This is a genomic window from Betaproteobacteria bacterium (assembly GCA_016713305.1).
Classification (GTDB): domain Bacteria; phylum Pseudomonadota; class Gammaproteobacteria; order Burkholderiales.
Window position 1 is genome coordinate 261,048 of record JADJPK010000010.1, and the last position, 24,668, is coordinate 285,715.

Consider the following 24,668-nt stretch of genomic DNA (forward strand, 5'->3'; position numbering starts at 1 on the left):
CCGCTCGGTCCGCGGATCAGCGGGCGACCTTGTAGTACTTCTCTGCCAGGTAGTCGGCCACGCTCTCGATGTCGTGGGCCGACCAGCGCAGCTTGGCGTTGCCCTGCCAGCGCTCCACCTGCTGCCGGATCTCCATGTAGTTGTTGGCCACGCGGTCGTCGCGACCATACAGCTCGGGCGAATGGCACATGATGCAGAACGTGTCGTGCAGGGCGGCGCCCCGTTCGAGATCGCCGGCACCGGCGGCGAATGGCATCATCGACAGGACGGCCGCTGCTCCCGCGATCAGCATTCCCTCAAAACGCATTTGCATGTTCGAATCATCTCCTGAACGAGCGGAATCGCCCGGGGCAAGAGGTCCGGGCGTCTTGCGATGCCGGGCCGGAGCCTCCTGGGGCGACCTTGCGCTCTGGCGGCACACCGCCTGAAACCTGCTGCCAGTTGAGCACTCTAAAGTTGGTCATGTCAACACGGTCCGCCCTCGTCTTGTTCCTCGCCGCTTCGTTTGTCATCGCCGCCGGCAGCCAGCTTGCCGTCAATGCGCTGTCTTTCCTTTCCGCGCAATGGACCGGGGGTGTCGATGCGGCCGCGCCCGTGGCGGGAGCCATCTTTGCTCCTTTCGCCCTGCTGGCTCTCGTCGTGCCCCTGTGCGCGGCGCCCCTGGGCATGAGGCTCGCCCGGATGGAGGAAGGCGCCGGTCTGCGGCCGGGCTGGACCGTCCTGGGCATTCTGGTCCTGGTCGAGACAGGCACCGCGCTGGCCAGGGCAGCCGCGGGCCTGGATGCGCTGAGGTCGCCCTGGCTGCTGCACGTGCTGATGACGGCCTATGCAGTCGCAGCGGCTCTTCTGATTCGACGGAGAACTCAACGTGTTCCAAGCTGAAGATCGACACCGTCACGCCTGGCCCTCCTTCCTGACCAGCGCAGGAGCCATCCTCCTGGCGGCCGTCCTCGTGAGTGGCTGCGCCACCACGCCACGCCGGCCGCCGCTCACGATGGAACAGGTGGTCGAGATGTCCAGGGAAAACCGGCCTGCCGCGGAGATCATCAAGGAACTGAACGACAGCCGCACCGTGCTGCCGCTGTCGGGATCGCAGTACGCGAGACTGAAGCAGGAAGGCGTTCCCGACGAGGTGCTGGATCACCTGCAGAAGCGCTATCTCGACGCCGTCGAGTTCGACGCCCGCATGCGGTACCAGAACATGTACTGGGGCTGGGGATGGGGGCCGCCCGGCGCCTTTCCCCACCGGCCGATGGTGGGGCGCTGGCCATACTGGTACTACTGGTAGCCGCTCCGCGCGTACGGCAACGGCGGGGGCATCTTCTCCCGGACAGGGACCGCGCGACTGCGCGGAGAAAACGCGACGGCGGCCGGGCGAACTCTGCGACGCCGCGTGATCTCGGGAATTCGGGCCATTGGATTCACCGGTCGCCCGGTGCAACATCCCTCCCTCGAGCCTGTCCCCAATCCTGCTTCAGGAGACCGCCATGCCAGGGGCCCTGCGCGCGTTGCAGTACGCCATGCTGCTGATTTGGACGATCGCCGGCACCAGTTTGGCGATGCCGGCGTGCGCCGCGGAGAACCCCGACCTCCCCTTGGAGGCCGTGGCAGCGGCGTCAGGCGACGATCTGAAGATGTTTCTCGCGATGAAGGGCGTCGCCAAGCAGACCCTCGGCGGAGCCTGTGAACGGGACAAGGACTGCAACACGGGGCGATGCACCGACAATCGGTGCGTGTGTACGCAGGATACCCACTGTCCCGCCCCTTCCCGCTGTCAGATTTCTCCGGGTCTGCCCCACCGCTGCGCGCCCTGAGCCGCGGATGTTTCCGCAGCCTGCGCAAGTGAACCTGTTTGTCGGATCGGCCTGTTTCGCTCGCCGGACCGGCACGATACTGAAGGCACGGTGCGTCACCGCTCAGGGTCTGGACACCAGCCGGAACACTTTTCCCGTCGTGCCGTAGGGCCCGAAGGTCTCATTTGTGAGGACGAACAGTTCCCCGGCTCCGTCCTCGGCCACTCCCACGATCCGGCTGTTCACCGCCAGCACCTTCTCGTACTTCCACAGCGCCCCCGCGGCCGGGGGATCGGCCACGAAGACCTGCCCGGACGGTTCCTTGAACGACGCACTCCAGTCGGTGAAGACCAGGCGGCCCTTGAGGGCGGGAATGGCATCGCCGCGGTACATCCGCACGCCCGTGATCGCGGTGCCGCCTCCCTTGATGCCCAGCTTCGTGTCCGGGTGCGACGCCTGCATGTTGGGGTACTCGACTACCGGCATGCGCAGTGGAGCGCCGTTGGCATCATGGTCGGGACATTGCTCCGGAGGCCGCCGCGGCTGCAACCGGTCCACGCAGTGCGTCGCTTCCATGAGCGGCCAGCCGTAGTTGCCCGGTTCCCGCACCTGATAGGCCGCCTCCCACAATGTCTCCGCAATGGCCGTCACGAAGAAGGATCCATCGCCGGAGCGATCGAACGCGATACGGTACGGATTGCGGAATCCCCAGGCCCAGATCTCGGCGCGACCTGTCCGGCCGCCCAGGGGATTGGTCTCGGGAATGGCATAGCCGGGAAATCCGTGGTTCACGTCGATGCGCAGGATCTTGCCGAACAGGGATTGACGATCCTGGGCCAGCCCGTCCCAGGCGAGCGCCGGGGCGGGCACCTCGAACGCTTCCCAGATGACTTTCTTGCCCACGCCGTGGGACACACCGCCGTCGCCCATCCCCACGTAGAGATGCCCATCCGGGCCGAAGGCGAGCCCCCCGCCGTTGTGCTTCCTGCTGGGCCAGTCCAGTTCGAGAAGCACCCTTTCCGTTCCGGCATCGATGCGCGACAGGTCGCCCGGCGCGGCCGTGAATTCGGACACGCGGCGCGTGTAGTTCCAGTGCGCCGGAGCGCCAGCACGCAGCGGGGCCGAGTACGTCGCGTAGACCCGGCCGTTGTGGCGGAAATCCGGATGGAGCACGAATCCGAGCAGGCCGCGCTCCTCGAATCCTTGCTCGAGCGGCCGCAGCCGCGAACGAAGGTCCAGGAACGGTTCGGCCTCCAGTCGTCCAGCGCGCCCGATCGTGCGGACCACACCGTCCTGCTGCACCACGAACAGCCGTCCGCTGCCGTCGGTCGCGTCTTCGACGTGGACTGGTGCGGTCAAACCCTCCGCCACCAGTTCCAGCGCCAGATTCTGTGCATGTGCACGTGGCAAGATCAATGCGGCGAACGTCATCGACAGACAGAGGAAATGTCTCATGGGGAAAAGCTCCTAAGGCTCGACCGAACGGAGTGGATCGCAGGTGGCAGGACAAGGCTGACGGCGGCGAACGGGCGGTGTCGACACCGGCACGAGAGGCGACGTGGACAGTACTTCATCGCGCCGCAGCAGACACGGGACGGATGCCCGCCCTCCGTTAGGCGATGTTCCCGCCGCGTTGTTTGCCGGCTCTGAGAGCCCGCCGTGTCGCCGAGGCACGCAACCGGGACAAGTACCGGCACCCGGATCCGGCAGCGCCAAAAAAAAAACGCCTCCGCGAAGGAGGCGTATGAATCGGGAAGTACTGAAAATCTCGCAAGGCGGGCCTGCAGATCTCGCGATCTCTCGAACCCCGTCCGGCGTCCGGTGCCGCGGACGCCCAACGAACTTGCAGGACGAAGATTAGGCGCCGGCGCCGATTCGGGCTGTAGATGCATTTCTCGTTGTCGCACATCCTGGGACCGGGATTGAGGCGGGTCTTTTCCAGCGTGGCAGAGGTGAATTTCCCTATGAGGCCCCGTCTCTTTCCCGGCAAGTGCCCATCCCCGGGGCGTGGCTCGATGCAGCGCCACGGTCCGGGGTTCGTCGCGTGTCCCATCCGGGGCTTCCGCCGTGCGGAAAGGGCGAGTCGAGGCGTGATTCCCGGCCCGCGACCGGACCGTCACCCATGTCTGCCGCCCCCTCGACGACTCGCACGTTCAGCACCGCCGAACCGCCGCAAGCCGATCTCCAGCAAATACAGCCCCAGAGCAAGTGCCGAACACGCGGGCCAAAGCTCCACAGCGGTGCGGCGATCCGACCGGCAACTTGCAAGGACCTCGGCCGAAGGCGCGCTGGGCGCGCCTCCCGCATGCCGCGCGATACCCTCGAGCATCGGCCGGTCGGCGGCGAGTCCTTCATCCTCGTCCGCGCGGGGGTAGAACACGCTTCGGACCGCGTCGTGCTTCGCGATGCCCTCGCCTGTGCCGGACAGCGCAAAGCGATAGGGGATCGCGGAGGGTTCGAGCGCAACGCGCGCCTCGTATCGGCCGGGACCGTTCTGGACAAGAGCCACCTGCCGCGGCTCCCGACCCCCGCCGCTCATCGAAACCGACGGGTGCTCGGCGTTGCTGAAGGCGCCCCTTGCGTCGAGACTGTCCAGCCGGACGACCGCGTCGCGTCCCTCGCGCCATACGCTCAAGCGCCGGCGTCCGTCTTCCCAGGAGGGAGCGGCCGCCCGCATGACCTGCGCCCAGAACCTTCCGTAGCCCGGCCAATCCAGCCACTCGGCCGACCAGCGTGCATGCGCGTCCGACAGGAATGCCGTGGCCGTTCCCAGCCCGTAGCGATGGGTCACGAGAAGAGGATGGCCGGGCCGCGCGTCCAGAAGCACCCGCGCATGCCGCTTCGCGCGCGCGAGTGCATAGCCCAGGAGCGGCGGCGCACGGGAGAAGTCCAGACCGGCGGTGGCTGCGTCCGCTTCCCGGACGACCGGTCTGAACGGCCGTTCGAGGAGCGAGCCACCGGTCAGCCGCGTGACGTCCCGCACGAAGAGTTCGGGCACTTCGTCGTCCCTGCGCGAGACATATGCTTGACCGCCAGTCCAGCGGGCGAGATTGCCCAGCAGTTCGAGATCGGCGTCGCCACCGATCGCCACCGTCGAAACGCTGATGCGCGCCTGGCGCAGCAGCGATGCCATGTCCTCGAAGCTCGCAGGCGGTCCGGCATCGGCATCGCCCGATTCCTGCAATGCCGCCACCGAGGCGACCCGAGGATCCGCGGGCCGCACCCCGACAGGCGCGGTGTTCCCGTCCGACAGGAGAATCACGTGCCGGGTGCGGGCCCTGGAATCGCGCAACTGCCGCAGCACCTGCCACAGGGCGTTGTGGATGTTGGTCTGCCCCCTGCGACGATTCTCGACACGCGGTCGTCGGCATCCGCACGCGCGCCCGCCGGCCGCAACGGGACGATCTCGTGCGGCCGCGCATCGAAGGCCGTCACGCCGAACCGGTGATGCGGCTCCAGCATGTCCACCACAGACAGAATGGCCGACTTTGCCTGCTCGAGAGGCATGCCGCGCATGCTGAACGAACGGTCGACCAGCATCACGAGATCCATGTCGCGCTTGCGGCGTCTTGCCTCGAAGCGGACGGGGAGGATGCGTTCCAGGGATACCGCCGACTTCGCCGCTTCGCCGTTGCTGTTTTCGCCCGCGACGAAGACCAACCCTCCTCCGTCACGCACGAAGGTTTCCAGCCGGCCGAACATCGCAGGCGGGACAACCGGATCGCCCGAATCGACCAGTACCACGACGTCGGCCACTTCTCCAAGCCGGTCAGGAAGCGCATCGTCCGCGGGCGACCGCGTACGGACCTGGATGCCATGCTGCCTCAGCGCCACCGCGATCGACATCATCTCGCGGGGATCCCGTCCTTCCAGCAGGACTCTCACCCCAGGCCCGGCTGTGAAGGCCTCGACCCAGCGATCGCTTCCGCCGTCCGTGCCCCGTGACGAAACGACGCCTATGCTCAGTTCGTTTGCACCCTGTCGGGCGATCGTGACCGGGACAGTCCACTCGTTGAGACCAGGTTGCAGCGTTGCCGGCAGACCGCTGGCCGGACCGCCATTCAAGGACAATTCCAGGACTGCAGAACCGGCCGTTGCAGAATGCACGCGGACCACCATCGGCATGGATTCGTTCTTTCTCGGCCCGGGTGGCAACGACACACCGAGGATCCGCAACGGTCTCGCGGCACCCGGTTCCACGGCCTGCGTATGGAGCACGACACCTTCGCGCCGGAGCCGGTCCGCCGCACGCCACGCTTGCCCGACTGTCTCGTTGCCGTCCGAGAACAGAACCACGTTGCGGCAGCTGTCCGCAGGCAGGATCGTTCGCGATGCGTCGAGCGCACGTTCGATGTCGGTCGTGCCGGGGTCGGCAACGATGTCTCGACCCGCCGCTCCGAAGGCGATCGGCGATTCGTCCTCACCGAGCACGGTCGGGCCGCTGGCGAACACGACGATGCGCGCGCCGCCTGCACCCGCGCGGACGTCCGACGATTTCATCCAGTGTTCGGCCGCGGCGACCCCGCGGCCGGCCATGCTGCGGGAAACATCCACCACCACGGCCGTCGTGGAGCGGGACACGGAGCGCCACCACTGCGGCTGCATGATCGCGGCCACGAGAGCTGTCAGCGCGAGCACGCGGAGGATCCGCTGGGATGGCCCGAATACAGGGACGTTCCCATGCATGCGGTGCCGTCCCGCCCACATGACCAGCGGCAGCAGAAACAACGCAATGGCCGCCCAGTGATTCGTGAACGTCAGCATCTTCGTTCGCTCACGAGCTCAGACCGTGCGCCCGCGAACGAATGCGACCCACTCGAACGCAAGAAGCACAACGGCGACCCACAACGCCGCGACCGCCGGATCGAATCGCGGAGCCTGCCTTCCGCCGGGACCGGCGCGGGTGTGCGCTGCCTCGGGCCACGCGCTGGCGTTGATGTCGACCGCTTCCGCCTGTTCGGCTCGGCTCCGATCTCCGGCAGCAGCGCGGTAAAGGGCGTCCGGCCTCCGGCGGGTCCCGTTGCCGTCCGTATCCGTTTCGAGGGCGGCCTGCGCGCCAGTTCTGCTCGCCGGGGAAACCATCAGCGTTGAGCTTCCCGCGGTCATCCAGTCGAGCGCGGCGGCCAGGAACACGATGAGGTCCGGCTTCGACGCGATATCCGAGTCGTTCATCCCGAAACCGGCGACGATGCGCCGGTGAGGCAGGATGGACGTGCGGACCAGCGCACCCTCCCGATCCGACGTGCCCATCGCTGCGAGAACGACGGGTGTGTCGTGCGCCTCCCCGTCGGCCGGATCGGCCAGCACAGCCCGTCTGAAGCGCAGATCACGCCAGGGAACCACGCTCCCGAGTGGATGTGCACCGGCAATCCGCGTCACCTTGGGCGATGCGGCGACCACGGCGCCGGCAGACGCCGAGCGCTGAAACCAGAGACTGGGAACGCCGGGCGGATCCGCCGGCTGGAAATCGTCGAACACGCAGGCGTCGACACCCGAAACGCCTGAGAACGCCTGGGGCCTGACGAATCTGAGTGATACGCCGGGGAGGGCGCGCAGCGCCGACTCGAGGACTCCGGACGAGCGCGAGACGAGGAGAATTCGACGCACTCCCGGATCGGGCGCCGCAGCCACCTTCTCGTTGTCTTCATCGTAGGCGTCGCCCGCCAGATGCACGACTGCCCGCAACGTGCCCGCACCCAGCCGCGAAACGTCGGCGGTCTCGGCGACTGTCTGCCCGGATTCCAGTGTCAACGAACGGTGTATCGACCCGGCGGAGCCGCGCAACTCCAGGTCGACGTTCCTCGTGCGGGGCGAAGCATTGCGGATCACGGCGGTTGCGATGGACCGGCGAACGTCGTTCGGCGTGATTTCCACGCGAAACGACATCACACCGGCGTTGTCCGCACGCTGGAATACGGTCTGTTTTCCCGCGCCCTCCCCCGGTTCGATTCCGCTCACGCCATCGGAAATGAACTCGATCCGGCGGGGATCCCCTCTTGCGGCGGGCAGCATCGGCATGCCGGTGCGCCCGCCCGTCGGAGGCGGAAGGACGTCGAGTGCCGCGAGGGCATCGCCGGCACCAAAGGGGCCTCGGACGGTCCCCCCCTCGGACGTGTCTGCGACAACGAACCGGGTGTCCGGATGTTCCGCCGCAACGAGGTCCCGTGCCAGCGCCTTCGCCTGGACCCAACGGGAATGCCCGACCGGCAGGCGCGTCCGCATGGACGAGGAAGCGTCCAGTACCAGGGCCAGAACCGGCCGCTCGCGACCGCCCGGCAACAGGCCCGAGCGGCCCAGGGCGAACGCGATACAGGCCGAGGCCAGCAGAGCGAGCACCAGGAGAACCACCAGCGCGCCCGTCCCGGCCGGACGCGCCCTGCGGACACGACGCGCTGCCAAAGGAGCAGCGACGAGACGGTGCGCCGGGGGGCTGGGGGACGGTACGCGTATGCCGCGATCACCAGAATCGCAACTGCAGCGGCGAGCAGGAGCGCAGGCATGTCCCATCCGCGGGCCGCGCTCATGGCGAATCTCGCCGGTTGAGATCCAGGAAGTAGCGCCGTACCGCCTCCCTCTGGGCGTAGCCCGGGGGGTGGTGGCCATTCGGAGTTTCCGGAACGCGAGGGCTCGTCCACCCGGCGGACGTCGCCTCCAGGTCGGATGACTGGCGTCGCGTCGCCACGTAGGGACCGGTGCCATCTGCCGGATCGTCGCGATCGTCCGGATCGATCCGTACCCGAGCCATGCGCACCGGCAGGCGAGCCGTCTTCGCGCCGAGCACGTCGGGTGCCTCCTGCAGGCCGGCGGAGCGGTTGCCCGAGAGCCCGGCGCCGGCGGCCCCAGTGCCCTTGGCTGCTTCCGTGATCGTACGGCGGGAGCCCTCATTGCCGTCGGGTATGGCTCGCGCTTCGCCCATGGCGCCTTCCGGCACGAGCGACGGGGTCGCTTCCCCTCGGCGAATCGCAGCGGTCGCGCCATCGGACTTGCCCACGTCATCCACCGCCATCCGCAGCGTAGCGCTCTCCACGGACTCGTGCGGATGAACGGCCGCAGCCGGCGGCGACGTCCTCTCCGGCCCGTTGCCTCCCGCGATGGGGCGCGAGTCCGAACGCGATGCCCCGAACAGATCCTGAATGCGTTCCAGAAGGCTCCGGTCTGCTGCTTGTCCTGCCACAAGGGCCTCGCCTGCGGAATCGGCGCCCCGTTCCTGCCTTTTGAGAGGAAGGCCTGCTACGTCGTTCAGGTGTCGCGCGGCGGGCGCGGAGGGGTTCACACCCTCCGTGGCGTCCGAGTCCGGCGAGCGTGCCGGGCGCGTACCCGAGGAGTCGGTGGCCGGGTCGCCCGGGGAAGGCGCCCTGGGGATGGCCGCTTCCGTCGAATCTGGCCCGGCGCGGTCCGGCCTCCGGTCGCCGACCGCGTTTTCGGTTCCACCCGTGGCGTGCACGGGTGACGGACGGCCGGGCCGTTCGACGCCCGTGATTACACCGGGCCCGATGAGGTGGGTGGCGATGAGGGCCGCGAGCGTGACGGCCGTCCCGGTCATCGCCGCCGTGACCACCAGCGATTGCCGGGACACTCCAGGTGCGATGACGCCGGCAGGCAAGGATTCCAGAGTGCGCCGCGCACGTCGGATCTGCAGCGCTTCCATCGGTGTCCCGCACGGCGCCGACACGAATTCGACCGCGGACAGCAGTTCGTCCTTCAGTCCGGCACGGGCATCGAGTGTGAGTGCCGCATCACGGATGCCGACCCGCTTGAGCCCCGGCCACAGGGCGCGCAGGAGCAAGACCACGAGGACCGTCGTCAGGAAGAGCACTGCGGGAGGCGGCACGAGACGTACGGCGCCCCACCAGTAGCCCAGCCCCACGGTCACTGTGGCGACTGCGGCGACCCGCAGCGCCCGCATGCCGGAGTCGATCAGGCGAGTGCGCCGTATTCGCCTGGCCGCTCCTGCGCACGACACGACGAAGAGCGCTCGTTCTGAATGGCTCGATTCAGCCATGGGAAATGAAGCGCCCGGCAAAGGCCGGGCGTAGGATTCGCGAACCGGTCCCGCGCGGGGACAACGCCACACGCGCGGGATCGGACTGGATCAACGCTTCGACACGGTCTTCTCGGCCGCAAGGTCGCGCTGGAGCACCTTGGCCCGGCTGGCGATATACGCGCGCAGCGCTTCGGAGTCTTCCTGCGAGAGCGTCGCGCCCCAGTTCGGCATGCCCTTGTCTTCGCGTGCACCTCGCAGGACGATGTCCTCGAACGCCTTGCGGTTGGACGGGATCGGCGAACGGCGAAGGTCGGGGACCATGTTGTTCGTGTTCATCCCGAAGCCGTGGCACAGCACGCAGTTGCCGAACAGCGCGGCGCCCTTCGCCACCTGTTCCTCGGTGAAGGTGTCGCTCGGCACCTGCGCGTCGAGTACGGGCTTCATGTTGTCCGGCAGGGTCGCCTTGCCGTTCAGCTTGAAGACCAGTACCCGCCCGTTCGTGCCCACCTTCGCGTTCATGAAGTACGGCACGTGCAGGGCGTTGGAACCGCCGAATCCGGACAGCACGGCGATGTACTGCTCGCCGTTGACCAGGTAACTCATGGCCCCCGCGATGATGCCGTCGTAGCCCTGCCAGCTCCAGACCTTCTGACCGTTGTCGGATCGATAGGCGACGAGCTTGCCGTCCGGCGTGCCCTGGAAGACCAGGTTGCCGCCGGTCGCCAGCACGCCCGACGAGGCGACGCCGCCGTGGTTGATGCGCCACGCTTCGGTCTGACGCACCGGATCCCAGGCAAGCAGGTGACCTTCCGTGCGCATCGCCATGATCTTGCGCTCGGGTTCGTCCTGCGGGCCGGCGTTCTGCTTGGACGTGATGCCCAGGTTCCAGGCCCCGTGACCGGGTGTGTACTTGAAGCTGCCGTCGTCCGCGTAGCCGAACGGGATGTTCTGGACGGGGATGTACACGAGATTGGTCTTGGGACTGAACGCCATCGGGTGCCAGTTGTGCGCACCGAACGGACCCGGAATCGCCAGGAAATCGCCGCCGCTGATACCGTAGCGGGCCTGTTCGTAGACCACGGGCCGGCCAGTCTCCATGTCCACGCCGGCCGCCCAGTTCACGGTGGCGAACTTCTCTGCCGAGATCAGCTTGCCGTTGCTCCGATCCACGACGTAGAAGAACCCGTTCTTGGGCGCATGCAGCGCGACCTTGCGTTTGCTGCCGTTGATGCTGAGTTCCGTGAGAACGATCGGTTGCACGGACGTGTAGTCCCAGTCATCTCCGGGCGTTTCCTGGTAGTGCCAACGGTAGTCGCCGGTGTCGGCATCGATGGCCAGCATCGAACCGACGAACAGGTTGTCGCCCTCATTGGACGAGCGGGACTTCCAGCTCCACGGATTGGCGTTGCCGGTGCCGATGATGAGCTGGTTGTAGTCCGGGTCGTAGACGAGTGCGTCCCAGGCCGTGCCGCCGCCCCCCGTCTGCTTCCACGCGCCGTCACCCCAGGTCGCATAACCCTTCTCGCGGTGGATCCGGTCGGACGCCGCGCCATCGGGCTCGTTGTTCGGATTGGGCGTGATGTAGAACCGCCAGGCCTGCTTGCCCGTCTCGGCATCGTAGGCGGTGACATAGCCACGGACGCCGTATTCCGCGCCGCTGTTGCCGATGACGACCTTGCCCTTGAACACGCGCGGCGCGCCGGTGATCGTGTAGGGCTTCGACTGGTCCACCGTGACGGTCGACCACACCGGTTTGCCCGTCTTGGCATCGACGGCGATGAGCCGGCCGTCAAGGGTCCCGACGTAGATCTTGCCGTTCCAGGCTGCGACACCACGATTGACCACGTCGCAACAGACACTCTTCGCGATGGTGCCGGGAACCTTGGGGTCGAAGCGCCAGAGTTCCTTGCCCGTCGCGGCATCGTACGCATACACCTTGGACCACGACGAACTCGTGTACATCACGCCGTCGATCACCAGCGGCGTGGCCTGCTGCCCGCGATTGGTGTCGAAGTCGCCATACCAGGCGAGCTGCAGCTTGCCGACGTTGGAGACGTTGATCTGGTCGAGCGGGCTGTAATGCGCCTCGCGATAGGTGCCGCCATGCGTCATCCAGTTGCCGGGCTCCTTCTCCGCCTTCATCAAGCGGTCGAAGTTGACGTTGGCGAAGTTCTGCGCCCAGGCTGGCTGGGTGCAGAGAAGAGCCAATGCGGACGCAGCCGTGACGCGCCTCAGGACTCGTCGAGTGTTCATTCATCCTCCTGGTATCTTTCGAGTGATCGCTGCCGCCAGCACCGATCCGACGGACTGGAACGGCCTGGTGCGGCGGCGATTGCGAAGGTATTCGTCCACAGGGGGCAGAACGAACGGAACAACCCACGCGCGGCGGCGAAGACTTGTTCCCTGGTTGCGGTTGAACAATCCAGCCCCGTCGCGGAAGTACTCCCGGCATGCTTGCACAAGGGGGCGAACATCTCCGGAGGCGGCCGGGAACTCGATCTCGCGCAGCGTCTGCTTCTTTCCCGGATCGACCGCATCCATCGGGCACTTTCTCCTGGACATCGGGAGAGGTAGTCCCGGCAGCCATCGGCCTCGGTCCCTGCCCCGGGAGGACCGTTGCCGAGGTATCCCCGGACGAAGTGGCAGGAAACGGGGATGGGGACATGTCCGGATTGCCTGGTGTGTCCCGGTGCGGCGTGACGCCGTACCACCTGCGCGCCCTTCCTCCGCGACCGTTGTCGAGAACGCAACCGGAAGGGAAACGCAATTCGGGACGAGTATTCCATCCACGCGCTGACGTTCATGTGGTGGCGCTGCATTCGACACGGCGCGGCGGTCCGCCAACGCGCCGGGCTGCGTCCACAGTGATGGTCGGATGCGGCTGGACTACAACGGCTGAAAAGGAAAAGGCCGGCGTCGTAACCGACGCCGGCCTTTCGGTGACTGCGACCGATGCGTTGTTCCTACACGCGATCAGTCACGCAACGCGAACACCCAGATCGTTCCGCCCGGAGGTACTTCCTTCGGCTCCCAGCCGGAGAGGTCGTGCATCAGACCCTGGACGAACGCGGCGTCCACGCCCCACCCTGCCACCACGGCGATGTACTGCACGCCGTCGATCGAGAAGCTGGAAGGCGGCGAGATGATGCCGGAGTTGACCTTGTGTTCCCACAGCAGCTTGCCGTTCTTGGCGTCGTACGCCCGGAACATCCGGTCGCTCGTGCCGCCCGCGAACAGCACACCGCCCGCAGTGGTCATGACCGAACCCCAGTTCCAGGACTTCTTGTACTGCTCACGCCAGATCTGCTTGCCGGAATTGACGTCCCAAGCCTGGATGCCACCGATGTAGGGAGGATCCTTGTCCACCAGCAGCTTGATGTCCGGGATGTCCACGCCCGCGGACCACTTGCCGGGAACACGTTCCTCGATCTTGCCGGTGAGGCTCATGCAGTGGTTGTCGTTGAAGGGGATGTAGAGCATGCCCGTCTTCGGGTTGTACGCCTCGTACGGCCAATCCTTGCCGCCCCACAGGCTCGGGCAGTACACACCTTCCTTGCCGGTCTTGGGAACGGCTTCGTCCACGTACGAGGGACGTCCCGTCTTCGGATCGATGCTCTTGAACGCGTTCTGCTTGACGAACGGCACCGCCTTGTTGAAGGAGATGTTGCCGTTGTCGCCGTCACGGTTCAGCCAGTACAGATAGCCGTTGCGCTGGGCGCTGATCAGCGCGGGCACCTTCTTGCCGTTGCGATCCAGTTCGATCAGCGTCGGGGCGTTCATGCCGGCCCAGTCCCACGAGTCGTTCCAGTGGTACTGGAAATGGCTCTTGATCGCGCCGGTGTCCGGGTTCATCGCGAGCACCGATGCGACGTAGAGGTTGTCCCCGGGGCGCTGGTCGCCGAACCACGGAGAGCCGTTGCCCACGCCCCAGTAGAGCGTGTTGCTCTTCGGATCGTAGTTGCCGGGCATCCACATCGTTCCGCCGCCGATCTTGTAGGCGTCCTTCCAGCGGCCGTCCTGCGGCCAGGTCTCATGCCCCTTCTCCCCGGGACCGGGCACGGCCCACGTGTGCCAGACCTCCTTGCCCGTCTCGGTGTCGAAGGCCTTCAGGTAGCCGCGAATGCCGAACTCGCCGCCGGACGGACCCACGAACACCTTGCCGTTGACCGCGTGCGGAGACGACGTGATGTAGGCGCCTTCCTTCGTGTCGCAGACCTCGGCTTCCCAGACGATCTTGCCCGTCTTCGCATCGAGAGCGGACAGCACGCAATCCAGGTTGGCCACGAATACCTTGTCGCCGTAGAGCGCAGGACCGCGGTTCGTGTAGTGCAGCGCGCTGAAGCCTTCCGGAAACTCGCGCTTGTAGCGCCAGATCAGTTCGCCCGTCTTCGCATTGAGGGCCAGAAGCTGGTTGAACGGCGTCATCACGAACATCACGCCGTTGTTGATGAGCGCGGAGGCCTCGTGACCGGAACCCACGCCGGTGGCGTAGCTCCAGACGGGCACGAGCCGCTTCACGTTCTTCGTCGTGATCTGCTCGAGGGGGCTGTAGCTCCAGCCCTGGTAGTTGCCCTTGTGCATGAGCCAGTTTTCCGGCTCGGGATTCTCCAGCCGTTCCTGCGTGACGGCCTTGTAGCTCGCCAACGGTGCGGCTGCGCACACCGCGGGGACGATTGCTGCCCCGACAAGCGCGGCGTAGGTCCACGTCTTCATCGCTAACCTCCTGGGTTTTCTAAGGTTGTGGCACTGCTTGCGGGGCGAGCCCCGGTCACTGCTGCGGCGGCCCCAATCGACCGATGAAACCGGCCGCCACGGTCAGAACGCCTTCTGCCGACTTGATGGGCAGGACGGCAAGACGGCGCGTCGCCGGTCCGCCGATGATATCTCCACTGTTGCCCACGTCGAACGTCGAGCCGTGGCAGTTGCACACCACCGCGCGCTGGTTCGGATGCATGAGCGTCACCTGGCAACCGTAGTGGGTGCAGACGGCCGAGTACGCAACGACACCGTCGGTGGACAGTGGCGCCATCTTCTCGGAGATGCTCTTGGGATCCGGTCGCACGACGAGCACGAGGTTGATCCGCACGCCATCGCGCACCGTGCCGGTGGAGGGATCCTTCGGGTACGCGAACACAGGGGCGGCTCCCTGCTGTATCTCGCTGGCCGCCAAGGTTTCACCCTTGCGCGCGCCTTCGGAGTAGACAAGGGTGTCACCGGGCTGCGGACGGGCGTTACGCGGTTCCACGGCGGCAGTGGAGCCGAGGGGCGCAAGCATGAGGGCCAGCGCCCCGGTCAGAACGCATCTGCGTTCCACTTCATGCGGTGTTACGGTGTCCTGGGGATCGACGCGTTCGTCGCGATCGGGTGAAGCCATGAACTGGATCCTTGCTGCTCGGAAGACGGGAATGGCGGTTCAGCGGGGACAGGCTGCGCGAACGCGGGCTTGCGCCCCTTGCTCCACGGCCGGGCACTCGACCACGGCTGAACATCGGAGCAGGAGTCTGAACGTGCGCAATCCGGAGCGAGCGCGTCCATTTCCTCTCTTGCGCAAGGATCAGTTCCGGATCTCACCGAGAAATTCCGCCGGTACGCCGGGCGCGTGCCGCAGCCGACGGCAGACGTGACCGGTACTGCGACGGCCGCCATGACATCCGGTTCGCCATTCGTCAGACGGTTTTCAGGACAAACCCCCCTGGCCTGCCTGAGAAGAATGGGAAGCGCATGCGCGTCTGCGCTCCTTCTCACTCTCCTGCACGGTGCGGATGTTTTCCCATCGATGCACTGAACTGCGTGCAGGAATGGATGCCCGCGAACCCCGGAGATAACCGCTGCTCACACGGCCGGGGGACGCTGGACGAGAGTGGATGGAAGACCTTGCATGCCGCCATCTCGCCGACCGGAACGGTTTCGACGGCTACGCGCGATTCGGGACGACAAGGGAAGTCGTCCTGGGCGCAGTTGCAAGTTGATCCCGCGCGAGGCCCCGGGACGCGGTGATAGAAAGCCGTTCATGGAACGGTTGGTCCTCTCCCTTCTGCACTGGCTGGTCGCCGTGTCCGGTCATCCGCTGCCGGCGGAGCTTCCGGAACTTCGGCAATTGCCTGGGCGGGAGATGCCTTGCCGGTGCGCCGCGTTCTACCAGTATCCGCAGTCGGTGCAGGGCTACGGCGTGTCGATCCGACGGCCCGGCCGGATCCTGATCCGGGCGGATGTGGATCTCGCCTCCGAACGCGGACGGAGCATCCTGCTGCACGAACTCGTCCACGCCGCCCAGGCGGTCCGGGGTCCCGTGCCGTACGGCACGTCTGAGTGGCACTCGCGCGAGGCGGAAGCCTACGCGCTACAGTCCCACTACCTGCAACAGCAGGGCATCTTCGACGACACGGCCGCCCGCTATTCCGCGCGCGACGACTGACGCACGCCACCGCGCAAGCCGCTCGGGAAGGACACGCGCCGCGCAGCGATCTCGAGCAACAGCATCAGCAAGGCCATGGCCGCCAGCATGGGCCAGAGATCCGTGGTCGATGTGCCGCCATCCGATGCCGGAGAAAAGATGCGCCCGATCTCGCCGGGCGCAGGCGCGAACGTGCCACCCGTGCGTTCGCTGAGGGCCCTGAGCAGGGCGATGTCGGGGGAACGGGGCCGGAACTCGTCGACGTTCGGGTAGTACAGCGTGCGCGGCCGAAGGCGTGCTGCTTCCCGGGACGATATGCCCGGACCCGCCAGCAGTTCGAAGCGGTACGGAGCCCCTGAGCTTGGGTGAAGAGGCAGGCTGGCCGTGTAGGTCCCGAGCGAGGACTGACGCAGAACGGCTACCGACGACCCGCCGTCCGGATGCCGCACGCTCACCTTCGGCCACAGCTCGTTCCGATACGAGCCGTCGTCGTCGAAGGCGGTCAGCTTGATCAGCGCGTCGCCTTCCTTGCGCGTGACCTCCAACGTCAGGGTGGGGTCTCCGGGCTCCCGTGCGGCGGCACGCACCACCTGACCCCAGAGCCGCCCGTAGCCCTGCCACGAGCCAGTCCTTCGCCCACCGGTTCTTCGCATCCGACAGGAAGGCCACGGTCTTGCCCAGTCCGTATCGCGTCTCCACGAGAAGCGGAGCCTCGTCCCGCGCCTCCAGCAGCACGTCCGCGAAGCGCCCGGGCTTCGTCGTGACGAAGCCCTTGAGTTCCGGGCCGCTGCCGAAGTCCACACCGGTCAGCACCTCGCTGGACCCCACGACCCGAGGCCGGAACGGTTCCTCCACCAGCGCTTCTCCGAGCAGGCGCCTGGCTTCGGTCACGAACAATCCGGGGATCTCGCTGTCCCGGCGGGCGACGTAGTTCCTGCCGTTTCCCTGCGCCGCGAGAGAAGCCAGCAGCGCGAGATTCGGCTCGTCGCCGATGGCGACCGTGGACAGAGTGATGCCCGAGACGACCATCTTCGCCACGAGATCCTCGTAGCCGCCCTCCGCGGCCGCCGGCCGATCCGGTGCGTCGGCATTGAGCAGTTTCCGCGTGCGCTCCGCGCTCTGTCCCTGGCCCTGGAGCAGGCTCTCGAGCGTGCGCATGATCGCCGAGTCGGGCTTTGCGGCGACCCCCACGTTCGGAGGCGGTGCGCTCTGGCCGTCGGTGAGCAGGATCACGTGCTTGGTCTTGCTCTCCGAGCCCGCCAGGAGCTCGTGCGCTCGCCACAGCGCGTTGTAGACGTCTGTCCGGCCACCGGTGGTGATGGTGCCGATCGCATCCTCGGCCCGCCGCCGGGTGCCGACCTTCGCCAGGGCCACCACGTCGTGCGGCCTCGAGTCGAAGGCCACCACGGCCAGCCGGTGCTGGGGTTCCATCATGTCGAGCGTCGCGAGTGCGGCGGTCTTCGCCAGCTCGATCCTGTCTCCCCGCATGCTGTGCGAACGGTCGAGCAGCAGCACCAGATCCAGTTCGTTGCGTTTGCGCCGCGCCTCGAACCTCACGGGCAGCATCCGTTCGACCATGCCGCCGGAGAAGCCGCTCTTGCCGTAAGTGTTCTCTCCGGCCACGAAGATCAGTCCGCCCCCCTGATCGCGAACGAACTGCTGGAGCAGGTCAGTGGCCTGCTCGCTCAACGTCTCGGCGTTGACGTCGCTGAGCAGCACGGCGTCCATTTCGTTCAGTGCCGTCGCCGCATCCTCCGTGAACCGTGCCGAACCGATCGCCGTCACGTCGATGCCGTTCGCCTCGAGTGCCTCCGCGAGGTAGTGCGAGCCCGTGCTCCCACCTTCGACGTGGAGGAGCCTCAGGCGGGGCCCGACCCAGACACTGGATACCGACGAGTCCGTGCGGCCCCCGGGCGCCGTGAACGAAACCTTGACCGGATTCTCGCCCTCGCGCAGGAACCGGAGATCGACTTCGACATCGTTCCGGCCCACTGCGAGGGAAACGCTGCGTTCCAGGCGAACTTCGTCCTTCACTCGCAGCTCGAGCCGCCCCCGCATCGAAGCGGTCGCCATGAGCCGGATGCGGGCGACCACAGGCTCGTCACGGCGAACGTTCTCGGGAACGTCGAGTCCGTCGAGCCAGGCCTCCGCAGAATAGCCGGTGGGTGCCGGCATCGTATGGACGCGCACCCGCTCGTTGCGCAGCCGCGACAATTGGCGCCACACATCGCCCCGTGTCTGCTTGCCGTCCGTGATGAGCACCAGACGCTTGGCATGTTCGGGACGGAATCCCGCCAGGGCAGCCGCCACACCTGCCTCGAGATCCGTCGCGCTCTGGTCGATGGCCATGGAGGACCGGTCCTGCGAGTCGCTCACCGGCACCCGGTCGATGTCATCGATGCGGGTCAGCAACCGGGCCCGGTCCGCGAAGAGGACGAAGCGCGACTGTGCAGGACGGAAGCGCTCGTTGGTGTCCCTTATCCAGGCCATCGCGGAACGCACCGACTGCGGGGATACGCTGTGGGACACGTCCAGCGCATAGACCACCGAAACGTCGTCGCTCGGCGTCTGCACGGTGGGACCACAGAGCGCGGCAATCACGCACATGATGGATGACGCGCGCAGGATGTGAACGGTGCGCGATCTCCAGCGTTCCATGCCGCGCCGCGACCGGAACGCCACCCATCCGCCCAGCGGCACGAGCAGAAGCAGGCACAACGGCCACCAGGACGAAAGGCCGAGTTGCATGGTTATTCGGTCGCCCCCCGGCTGAAGCTCACCCATTCGGCGGTCAGCAGAATCAGGGCGAATCCGAGCAGCAGGACGCCCGGCTCCGGCCACGAAGCGGCGGCGGCCGCCCCTTCACCCTCGCGAAGCGCGCCCCCAGGGAGCCTCCGATGGTTGATCTGCGCCATGCGCAGGTCGTTGGCGTTCACCACGACCATCCGTTCATCCTGTCCGCTCCGCGCCCAGTACACCCCCGGTCGGGGTGCCTCGAACAAGGTGCGGTCCGGGGTCCATGTCGTAGCCACCCGGCTGCCCGCCAACTCGAAGACCTGCGCGTCCCTGACCGGGAGGTCAACCCAGCCCACGCTGGCGCTCGTCACTGACGGGCCCGGCGCGAGCCAGTTCACGGCGTTGCCCAGGAACACCGGAAAGCCCGCCTGCAAAGGCAGATTCGAGTCTTCCAGTGCAAAGCCGACAGCCGCCCATCGGGCGCTGGCCTGGCCCGCCAGAATGACGGCTCCACGCGTTCCTCCGCGATCATCCGCCGTCACTACCGAGCGTCCTTCGGGTGCGGGGGTGACACGCGCCGCGTCCACCCTCACCGAGCGCCACGCGACCCCCGAGGCAAGCGGATGTACGTCGTCCCAGGCAAGCCTCGACAGCTTGCCCGCGGTTCGCCACCTTGCATCGAGCCAACGTGAAGGCGGAGGCCGGAACAGCAACGCGCCGGCCACGGGAGGATCGGGGGGCGCAAATCGATCGAAGACAAACGTATCGAAGGAGGACGACGGGAGCTGTCTCGCGGGACTCTGCACGGCCAGCGCGACGCCGGGCAGCACACGCAGCGAGTCTTCCAGCTGCGCATTGCCCGCCGTGACGAGCAGGACCCGCTTCTCCCGGTGCGGCAGAACGAGGCAGTACGCCGAGTCGTCGAGTTCGAAGGCATCGCCCGGCGCCGAGATGTGCGCACGCAGGGGTCCCTTCGCAACGCTCGTCACGTCCAGGCTCAGGTTGGTCGCGGTCTCGCCCGCCACCGTCAACTGCCGCGTCACGCGAAAGCCTTCGGTGCCACGCACTTCGAGTGCGACAGACTTCGCCCCGGTACCGGTGTTGGCGATCTGCAGGAACGCTTCGTAACGTGTCGGTGCCCCGGGCACCGGACGCGCCTCGAACCCGGTGATGGCCACGTTGTCGGCCGCCTCGAAGACCGACCGCACCGCGATTCCCGGCGGGACGCCATCGAGTCCCACGCCATCGGTGAACAGATGCGCACCGCCCGTCTCGTCGGCGAGCGGCAGCGGCGGGACACGCCCCGTCACGAGGGTCGAAAGCCGCACGTCGGTCAGATGCGCGAGGGCCCGGTCGCGCGAAACAAGACCCGCGGGCACCGTCCCGCTGCCCGTGGTGTCGAGCAGAAGCACCTCTCCGGTGGCGGGAAGCTGCGAGATGAGCGTCCGCGCAGATTCCAGAGCGCGGTTCCAGCGGGTGCTTCCGTCCGACGTGCGTGCCGCCATGGAGACGGTGTTGTCGAGGACCACCGCGATTCGCTGCCTCGCGCCCCCTGCGTGGGGCCGTGCCGCCGCGAGCGCGAGACTCAATCCCGTCAGCAAGGCGAGAACGAGCGAGACGATCCACCGCCGGCGCCGGTGATGCGGGCGCCGGCTTCCGGCGGCGCGCTGCCACAGGAGGGTGGACGCCACCAGCATCCGTACGCGCACCGGCTTCACGAGAAACAGCAAGCCGATGACGGCCGCGACGCCCGCCAGCAAGCCGTACGCCAGCGGCGATGGAAGCGAGAAGAAACTCAGCATGGGATCCTGCGGGGGCGCCTGGATGCGAAAGCCGGGCCCGACCCTTCGGCCTTCGCTCGCCCTTCGTTGCTGCCGGAGTGCGCGAACGTCGCTGCGTCGATCACTTTTCCCGCCCGTGCTCGAGCACGAAGTAACGCTTGACCGTGCCCCGGTAGGCAACCGGAACCTTCTCGTTCGACACCGCGGCGTCACTCCTGCCTCTTGCCACGGCCGCGGTGGCACTCAACTCGATCCGGGCGGCCTGCGCGCGGCTGGCCTCATAGAAGCCTTCGCTTTCCTCGGATGCCGCCTGTCCGCCACCCGAACCGGCCACGAGACGATCGAGCTTGACGGCGAGACGCTCCGTCTTTCTGCCGTGCAGCGTCTCCGGCTCCGAGAGCGGCGCATCGGGCGGCGCGTCGTCGCCATCGTCCCCGGTCTGGTTGATATTGACTCTCATGCCATCGGTGCCGCCGCTGATGTTGGCCTTGCCGCCCCCTCCTGGCGAAGGCGGCTCCGACGCGCTTCTGCTGGGCGCGGGTCTGTCACCGTCGAGCGATGGCGCGAGCTGCTGCATCGCCTGGCTCATCTCGCTCATCGTCGTGTGTTCCTGCAGCGCATCCTGCCGCTCCACGCCTTGACCTGCGCCGGAACGCGCTTCCGCAAGATCGGCTCCGAGTTCGGCGCGTGGCGTCTGCGCACTGCCCTTTCCCAGAAATGACTGCACTCGTTCGACCGCACCACGCGCCAGTTCGGCAGACAGCTCGAGCGCGCGCTCCAGTGCCCCTCCCGGCCCTGAATCTGCGGCCTCGCCCGCATCGGACGCCTCTTGAACGCCCGCGTGTCCTCCGCGCGGCCCGTTCTCGCGACGAGGGCCACCCGGCGTCGTGTCGTCTGCCGGATCGGGCCCGCTTCGCACGTCGCGAGCAGGGCGTTCCACCACCGCACCCGCGTCCGCGGGCAGTGCGCGAAGCGTTCGCGTTCCTTCGGCATGCGGATCCGCCCTTCCCTGTTCTTCGCTCTGCGCCCATTCCGGCGCGGAATTCGAGAGTGCGGTCCGGCTGCCGTCCCCCCATTCCGCGTTCGCATCTGCGCTCGTCGGGTGACCGCCACCCGACCGGAACGCAAGCAGTCCGACCGCCAGCACCAGCAATCCGATGCCCACGGCCCGGACCGGCCCGCCGGTCGGCCGCAAGGAAATCATCGAGACGGCATCGATACCCTGCAGTGTGCGTATGGCGCGAGCGAGGAGCGCCGATTCCCATTCGGTCACCGACACGCGGGACGCGAACCAGCACGCGCTCTTCAGTTCATCCTTGAGATCCGCCCTTTCGTCCAATTCGGCTGCCACGGAATGCGCAGACGGGCGCCGCGACAGAATCCAGATGCATCGGATCAGCGCGACGCACGCCATTGCCAGGAACACCGGACGCAGTGCGAGCGCCACGCCCTGTGAAGGGTGCATCGCGATCAGCACAAGATACAGGCCGCCCAGCACGCATAGAGAACTCGTCATCCACGCGAACGCGCGAAGGACCTCGCGCGTTCTCACGCGATGGCCGGCAGGCTGAAGCGCCGCGAGCAGTGACCGATCAGTGATATCGAAAGCCAAGGCAGCCGGAGGGTTCGTGCGAATCGTCACGACAGGAAATTTTCTCGACGATTTCGGGTGAACTTCAATGCGAGACGACAACGATGCGAACGATGCTATCACGGTCGATTTGGCACAACGCAGATTCGCGTCCGGCACGTGCTGGTCGGCCACCGCACTCGACCCACATCGCACAGATTGAATGCCGAAATGCCGGACACGGGAGCACCACGGATGTCGAAACTGATCGCCCTCGCGAGAACATTCGCACGAACAATCGCAGGATCATTCGTTGCAGCAGCGGCATGCTGTTTCGCTGCTCCCCATGGCGAGGCCGCGCCCAGCATCGTCTACATCCTGGCCGACGACCTCGGCTGGAAGGACGTCGGATTCCATCGGGGCACGATCCCGACGCCTCACCTCGATCGCCTCGCCCGGGAAGGAGCCGTTCTCAATGCGCTCTATGCGCAACCCCATTCGTCGCAGACGCACGCGGCGGTGATGACCGGCCGCTATCCGATGCGGTATGGATTCCAGACGATGTCGATCGTGCCTGCGAACACGTTCGGCCTGCCGAAGGACGAGCGCACGCTTGCCGAAGCACTGAAGGAGGCTGGGTACGCGACCGCGTACATCGGCCATTGGCGGCTCGGGCATGCGCGCCAGGAATTCTGGCCTACCCGGCGGGGATTCGATCACTTCTTCGGCAGCCTGTCCCCGCAGGGCCAGGCCGCGTCCGCGCGAGCGGGCGCGCCTCAGTGGAGACGCGACGAATCGACTTTCCCGTTCAAGCGGGGCAACGACGCCACCGACCTGCTTGCGAAAGAAGCGGTGCGTGTCGTCGAACGCCACGACAAGCGCCGCCCTCTGTTCATGATGCTGTCTCTGCCGGTCCCCGCGTCGGGCGAAGCACCTGCACAACTGTCAGCGCAGTTCCGCGACGTGTCCGACCCCGCGAGACGCGGATACGCCGCGGCGGTGGCTGCGATGGACCGGGCGGTGGGTGAGGTCGTCGCGAGTCTCGAGCGTGCGGCGATGGCCGATCAGACCCTGATCGTGTTCCACAGCGACAACGGTGGCAGCGTGCCGACGCGTCTCCCGACAGGCGATGGCGACACCGCGGACGTCGCAGCGGACAACGGCGATTTTCGCGGAGGAAAGGGCAGCCTGTACGAGGGCGGAGTACGTGTCGCCTCGGTGATGCGCTGGCCGGGCCGTATCAGGCCCGAGACGATCGTCCCGCAGTTCCTTCACGTCACTGACCTCACCGCCACGGTTCTGCAGGCGGCGGAGGCGAAGACCTCGTCGCAGAAGCCACTCGACGGCAGCGACATACTGCCTCTCATCGCCGGCGGCCAAGCTTCTCCGCGCAAGCAGATGCTGATCAACGTGGAAGACTTTCGCGGCGCCGTACGTGTGGGCGACTGGAAGCTGATTCTCCATGCGGCGCTGCCGCCCAAGGTCGAACTCTTCAATATCGGCAGGGATCCTGAGGAAGCGGAGAATGTCGCGGCGAAGTATCCCGACCGCGCAAGGGAGATGATGACAACGCTGACCGAGTACGCCTACGACATGGCACCTTCGCTCTACGTGGAAGAACTGGTCTCTGTCGAATCGGACAGGCGGCCGATCGTATGGAGACAGAATCCTGCCAGCAGGTGATCCGGACGTCTGCGGCGGGCACGGGCAGCGTCGGGAGCCTCATGGCCAGAGAACCGGGAGGTCGCCGCCTCGGCCGGCCTCCCGCAGCGCGAGAACAGCCGACGCAACGGCATCCTGCGCAAGCGAACACATCGAATCCCGACGATAGGAGAGGCATCGCACGCCCCGGCCGGCTCCGCGCCGGCAGACCTGCCGTCCGGACGAGCCACTTCGCGATGCCCTCCGCATCGGGGAGCGCCGGTTCGCTCAGTGCGCAGACGGCTGTGTCTGCGGTGGAGAGTCTCCGTCGGCCTGCCGCAGGGAGATGACTGCGGCGACGGCAGACCAGATGTCTTCGTCCGGCAATACTCCCTTCCACGAGGGCATCATCTTGCCCGCCCGCTTGCGGCCGTAGGTGACGGTCGCGTGAATTGCACTCCAGCTCAGATCGGTCCGGTTGCGCAGTGGTGGCGCCTTCAATCCCCGCCCTTCGGTCCCATGGCAATACCCGCCACAGGCGGTGTTGAGAAGGTTCATTCCACGCTCGATCACTGCGGGACTGCTCAGATCGACGCCGCCCGTCTTGTCGGGAGGCGGGAGTTCGTCGGCTCCGTGTGCGGATGCTGCAAGGACGACGCTGGCGACGAACAAGGTGACCAGCTGACTACGTTGACGGATAGGAGAGATCTTCATGATGGCGTGTGACGTCCGGAAGGGGTTGCGCCCTTCCGGGTTCGTCAATGACCTC

19 protein-coding genes are annotated in these 24,668 nt (G+C 66.8%); 5 read left to right on the forward strand and 14 right to left on the reverse strand.

The window, feature by feature from the left end; translation table 11 throughout:
* Window positions 1-16 precede the first annotated feature (16 nt).
* A complete protein-coding gene (locus IPK20_15225) occupies window positions 17-313 on the reverse strand; it encodes a hypothetical protein (GenBank protein ID MBK8017937.1) in 297 nt (98 codons plus the stop codon).
* A gap of 149 nt (window positions 314-462) precedes the next feature.
* Between IPK20_15225 and IPK20_15230 the strand changes: the two genes are divergently transcribed.
* From IPK20_15230 to IPK20_15240, 3 genes are all read left to right on the forward strand, one after another.
* Complete coding sequence (locus tag IPK20_15230) at window positions 463-882, forward strand: hypothetical protein (GenBank protein MBK8017938.1); 420 nt, start codon at window positions 463-465, stop codon at window positions 880-882.
* Complete coding sequence (locus tag IPK20_15235; protein MBK8017939.1) at window positions 869-1,288, forward strand: hypothetical protein; 420 nt, start codon at window positions 869-871, stop codon at window positions 1,286-1,288. Before IPK20_15230 ends, IPK20_15235 begins: the two co-directional genes overlap by 14 nt.
* A gap of 199 nt (window positions 1,289-1,487) precedes the next feature.
* Window positions 1,488-1,814: a hypothetical protein gene (locus IPK20_15240; GenBank protein ID MBK8017940.1), complete on the forward strand. Its 327-nt coding sequence runs from the start codon at window positions 1,488-1,490 to the stop codon at window positions 1,812-1,814.
* A 102-nt stretch (window positions 1,815-1,916) separates the two neighbouring features.
* Here the strand turns inward: IPK20_15240 and IPK20_15245 are convergent, their stop codons facing one another.
* From IPK20_15245 to IPK20_15285, 9 genes are all read right to left on the reverse strand, one after another.
* Window positions 1,917-3,248, reverse strand: a complete 1,332-nt coding sequence (locus tag IPK20_15245) for a PQQ-dependent sugar dehydrogenase (GenBank protein ID MBK8017941.1) — start codon at window positions 3,246-3,248, stop codon at window positions 1,917-1,919.
* A 661-nt stretch (window positions 3,249-3,909) separates the two neighbouring features.
* On the reverse strand, window positions 3,910-5,097 hold the full coding sequence (locus IPK20_15250) for a hypothetical protein (GenBank protein ID MBK8017942.1): 1,188 nt from the start codon (window positions 5,095-5,097) through the stop codon (window positions 3,910-3,912).
* Window positions 5,052-6,557 (reverse strand): VWA domain-containing protein, encoded by a 1,506-nt coding sequence (locus IPK20_15255; protein ID MBK8017943.1) that lies wholly within the window; start codon window positions 6,555-6,557, stop codon window positions 5,052-5,054. The genes IPK20_15250 and IPK20_15255 overlap by 46 nt, the downstream gene beginning before the upstream one ends.
* Window positions 6,558-6,575: 18 nt before the next feature.
* Window positions 6,576-8,192 (reverse strand): VWA domain-containing protein, encoded by a 1,617-nt coding sequence (locus IPK20_15260; protein ID MBK8017944.1) that lies wholly within the window; start codon window positions 8,190-8,192, stop codon window positions 6,576-6,578.
* A gap of 121 nt (window positions 8,193-8,313) precedes the next feature.
* Window positions 8,314-9,795, reverse strand: a complete 1,482-nt coding sequence (locus tag IPK20_15265) for a hypothetical protein (GenBank protein MBK8017945.1) — start codon at window positions 9,793-9,795, stop codon at window positions 8,314-8,316.
* A gap of 90 nt (window positions 9,796-9,885) precedes the next feature.
* Window positions 9,886-12,030 (reverse strand): PQQ-dependent dehydrogenase, methanol/ethanol family, encoded by a 2,145-nt coding sequence (locus tag IPK20_15270; GenBank protein MBK8017946.1) that lies wholly within the window; start codon window positions 12,028-12,030, stop codon window positions 9,886-9,888.
* Window positions 12,031-12,318, reverse strand: coding sequence for a hypothetical protein (locus tag IPK20_15275; protein MBK8017947.1), 288 nt, complete (start codon window positions 12,316-12,318; stop codon window positions 12,031-12,033). It lies immediately after the preceding gene.
* 432 nt (window positions 12,319-12,750) lie between these two features.
* Window positions 12,751-14,490 (reverse strand): PQQ-dependent dehydrogenase, methanol/ethanol family, encoded by a 1,740-nt coding sequence (locus IPK20_15280; protein ID MBK8017948.1) that lies wholly within the window; start codon window positions 14,488-14,490, stop codon window positions 12,751-12,753.
* A 55-nt stretch (window positions 14,491-14,545) separates the two neighbouring features.
* The gene (locus IPK20_15285; GenBank protein ID MBK8017949.1) at window positions 14,546-15,151 is read right to left on the reverse strand and encodes a Rieske 2Fe-2S domain-containing protein; all 606 of its coding nucleotides are present in this window, start codon (window positions 15,149-15,151) and stop codon (window positions 14,546-14,548) included.
* Window positions 15,152-15,787: 636 nt separating this feature from the next.
* Between IPK20_15285 and IPK20_15290 the strand changes: the two genes are divergently transcribed.
* The gene (locus tag IPK20_15290; GenBank protein MBK8017950.1) at window positions 15,788-16,192 is read left to right on the forward strand and encodes a hypothetical protein; all 405 of its coding nucleotides are present in this window, start codon (window positions 15,788-15,790) and stop codon (window positions 16,190-16,192) included.
* On the opposite strand, the gene IPK20_15295 is transcribed toward IPK20_15290, so the two are convergent.
* The 3 genes from IPK20_15295 to IPK20_15305 form a co-directional block, all read right to left on the reverse strand.
* On the reverse strand, window positions 16,118-18,919 hold the full coding sequence (locus tag IPK20_15295) for a VWA domain-containing protein (GenBank protein MBK8017951.1): 2,802 nt from the start codon (window positions 18,917-18,919) through the stop codon (window positions 16,118-16,120). The genes IPK20_15290 and IPK20_15295 overlap by 75 nt on opposite strands.
* Window positions 18,920-18,921: 2 nt before the next feature.
* Window positions 18,922-20,709 carry a VWA domain-containing protein gene (locus IPK20_15300; protein ID MBK8017952.1) on the reverse strand — a complete coding sequence of 596 codons (1,788 nt, stop codon included), beginning with the start codon at window positions 20,707-20,709 and terminating at the stop codon, window positions 18,922-18,924.
* A 100-nt stretch (window positions 20,710-20,809) separates the two neighbouring features.
* Window positions 20,810-22,330 carry a hypothetical protein gene (locus IPK20_15305; protein ID MBK8017953.1) on the reverse strand — a complete coding sequence of 507 codons (1,521 nt, stop codon included), beginning with the start codon at window positions 22,328-22,330 and terminating at the stop codon, window positions 20,810-20,812.
* A gap of 183 nt (window positions 22,331-22,513) precedes the next feature.
* Between IPK20_15305 and IPK20_15310 the strand changes: the two genes are divergently transcribed.
* Window positions 22,514-23,941 (forward strand): arylsulfatase, encoded by a 1,428-nt coding sequence (locus tag IPK20_15310; protein ID MBK8017954.1) that lies wholly within the window; start codon window positions 22,514-22,516, stop codon window positions 23,939-23,941.
* A 246-nt stretch (window positions 23,942-24,187) separates the two neighbouring features.
* Here the strand turns inward: IPK20_15310 and IPK20_15315 are convergent, their stop codons facing one another.
* Complete coding sequence (locus IPK20_15315) at window positions 24,188-24,613, reverse strand: cytochrome c (protein MBK8017955.1); 426 nt, start codon at window positions 24,611-24,613, stop codon at window positions 24,188-24,190.
* Window positions 24,614-24,668: the final 55 nt, after the last annotated feature.

Coding starts and splice junctions, on each gene's coding strand:
- IPK20_15265 (MBK8017945.1), bottom strand. CDS start 9,795: ATGGCTGAATCGAGCCATTCAGAACGAGCGCTCTTCGTCGTGTCGTGC.
- IPK20_15240 (MBK8017940.1), top strand. CDS start 1,488: ATGCCAGGGGCCCTGCGCGCGTTGCAGTACGCCATGCTGCTGATTTGG.
- IPK20_15295 (MBK8017951.1), bottom strand. CDS start 18,919: ATGCAACTCGGCCTTTCGTCCTGGTGGCCGTTGTGCCTGCTTCTGCTC.
- IPK20_15270 (MBK8017946.1), bottom strand. CDS start 12,030: ATGAACACTCGACGAGTCCTGAGGCGCGTCACGGCTGCGTCCGCATTG.
- IPK20_15285 (MBK8017949.1), bottom strand. CDS start 15,151: ATGGCTTCACCCGATCGCGACGAACGCGTCGATCCCCAGGACACCGTA.
- IPK20_15290 (MBK8017950.1), top strand. CDS start 15,788: ATGGAACGGTTGGTCCTCTCCCTTCTGCACTGGCTGGTCGCCGTGTCC.
- IPK20_15225 (MBK8017937.1), bottom strand. CDS start 313: ATGCAAATGCGTTTTGAGGGAATGCTGATCGCGGGAGCAGCGGCCGTC.
- IPK20_15230 (MBK8017938.1), top strand. CDS start 463: ATGTCAACACGGTCCGCCCTCGTCTTGTTCCTCGCCGCTTCGTTTGTC.
- IPK20_15275 (MBK8017947.1), bottom strand. CDS start 12,318: ATGGATGCGGTCGATCCGGGAAAGAAGCAGACGCTGCGCGAGATCGAG.
- IPK20_15255 (MBK8017943.1), bottom strand. CDS start 6,557: ATGCTGACGTTCACGAATCACTGGGCGGCCATTGCGTTGTTTCTGCTG.
- IPK20_15310 (MBK8017954.1), top strand. CDS start 22,514: ATGTCGAAACTGATCGCCCTCGCGAGAACATTCGCACGAACAATCGCA.
- IPK20_15280 (MBK8017948.1), bottom strand. CDS start 14,490: ATGAAGACGTGGACCTACGCCGCGCTTGTCGGGGCAGCAATCGTCCCC.
- IPK20_15315 (MBK8017955.1), bottom strand. CDS start 24,613: ATGAAGATCTCTCCTATCCGTCAACGTAGTCAGCTGGTCACCTTGTTC.
- IPK20_15245 (MBK8017941.1), bottom strand. CDS start 3,248: ATGAGACATTTCCTCTGTCTGTCGATGACGTTCGCCGCATTGATCTTG.
- IPK20_15300 (MBK8017952.1), bottom strand. CDS start 20,709: ATGCTGAGTTTCTTCTCGCTTCCATCGCCGCTGGCGTACGGCTTGCTG.